This is a genomic window from Companilactobacillus sp. FL22-3, assembly GCF_054881455.1.
This window is the reverse complement of the sequence record NZ_JBTYYZ010000023.1, coordinates 1-2,023: the sequence shown is the minus strand read 5'-3', so window position 1 is coordinate 2,023 and position 2,023 is coordinate 1. Positions and strand designations below refer to the sequence as shown.

Here is a 2,023-nt window from a genome sequence, read left to right as displayed (position 1 = left end):
AAAATACCTTCTTTCAAGTCGATTACAATTCAAGCGTATATTATAAAACGTTGTACGTCAAACAGCTACGTTCATAAACAGACAATTCTACGTTCATAAACAGACAATTCTACGTTCATAAACAGACAATTCTACGTTCATAAACAGACAATTCTACGTTCAAACATTTCTGTACCCCTTGGGAGAGTAAGGCTCATCCCCCCCCTAAAAGAGGTTTTAAAAGAGGTTTTAAAAGAGGTTATAAAAGAGGCGGGGGTCTCCGACTTCGTCTCCGTGCCCCAAAATGCAAAACCAAAACCAAAAAACAAAAAGGAGTGAGCGAAAATCACGCTCACAATTTACTTGCAGCGTTCACTTCGTTCACTCGCTAAAATCAAAAACGTGGTTCAGGAAAAGCCTCGACTGTCGCTCGGCAGGTAGACCCAAATAGTGCTAAAAGGCCATATTTTGCGTTCTAAGCAATTCCAGAGTAACTAACAGACATTTTTACACCATTTCTAAAACGGCGCTTAGAAAGAAACCTGACTGGTTAGAAACACTAAATCTAACAGAAGACAAAGAAATGTGGATAGTCCTAAAAGGCTCATATTTGCGTTCTAAGAAGTTTTAATGCTTTCCAGTATAATTTACAATTGGGAGGGGTAAACGTCCTTAGAACGAAAAAAATGAGCCTCTCAGACGGTGTCAGGGACTTGAATGGAGTTCCTTGGAAGTGTATTTATCTTTCAAGAGCGATTTTGCCTAATACCAGCCAGCGTCTTCTGCCTTTTTAGTTAATTCTTCCAGATCTTGTCGCTGAGGTATGCGGGCTTGCCCTCTGGCGGCCTGCAAATGGCCATCAGGCCGCCGCCAAATAAAGCGAAAACCATCTTCGCTGTTTCCGTCTGAATTGACCATCACACTTGCCGTCGTCAGTTTTGTTTGAGCAGAGCGATAGGCATACCCTAAACGTAAATTAAAGGGAATCAGAAGACTGAGTGAAATGAGGTCAATGCGCACTTACACACCACAATTAAAATTGATGGTGTTTGTGCTAAATTTCCTGTATCAGAAGTCGCCAGTGGCGACAACAAAATCAAGCCCAACTAAAATTATTTCTAGTGAATTATCTGCGTTTGGTTAGGCTATCTAAAATTTTCTTGCGCTCATCTGCTCGTATCTGTTCTTCACGTTTCTGTTGGGCTTGTTGCTCACGTTCAGCTTCAGTCGTCCCTAGTTTGAGACCCCTTATTTTATCGATTGCCCGCCATTTTTCTTGGTCAGACAGCTCACCGTTGTGCTCGATATTGAAGCGCGCTTTATTTAGCCGTTCAGTTTTGCTGACGTGGACGTCTTCGGCGTCTTTGCGTTCGGGTTTCCATGCGAAAGAATAGCCAAGGACAGGCTTTCCCCGCCCTTTACCGTATTTTTTGCGAATGCTTAAGCCTTTAAACAGCGGGGCTAATTCTTCTCTAATTGGTTTTAGGACGGCTCTATCTATGTCACCTGGTTTGTAGCTTTTGGGCACATCGAGTAGTTCGTTGAATTCAGCTTTTGAAAAATAGGCGTATCCGGTGGTGCGATAGCCTTTTAACAAGCGGAACATGGTTTTTGCGTAGCTACTTTTCAACTCCCTAAATTCAATCAGAGCGTAACGCACCCAGCTTTCAAGATTGTTTAACAAGGGAATTGCATCACGATACACCTCAACGTCAACGTAGGGCTCGTCTGCGTCCCCGTTAATCTTGAACTTGGTAAACATGACAAAACGCTCAAAACTTAGGCCGGACTTGCTTTGGCTGCCGAATCGTAAATCCATTAAGTGATCATAGGTCCGTTTAATGTCGTCTATGAATCTTCGATTTGCTGTTGGCTTGTAATTACTCAAGTCTTTGAGCTGGTCAAAGGTAAAGCGCACTGTCTGGTCGCCTTTATCGCGCATTCTAGACACAATTGAGAAGAACAAGTTCATTTCAACGGGCGAAAATTTCCGCAGCGGAATGGTATTTAACTCGGGTTGATATTTGACTAATTCATTGCTCAT

At 42.7% G+C, this 2,023-nt stretch carries 2 protein-coding genes; both read right to left on the bottom strand.

The window, feature by feature from the left end; all coding sequences use genetic code 11:
• Positions 1-741: 741 nt before the first annotated feature.
• A complete protein-coding gene (locus ACYT32_RS12280) occupies positions 742-999 on the bottom strand; it encodes a hypothetical protein (RefSeq protein WP_260204419.1) in 258 nt (85 codons plus the stop codon).
• Positions 1,000-1,105: 106 nt separating this feature from the next.
• The coding region (locus ACYT32_RS12275; RefSeq protein WP_032489600.1) for a replication initiation protein at positions 1,106-2,023 on the bottom strand (918 nt) is incomplete at its 5' end.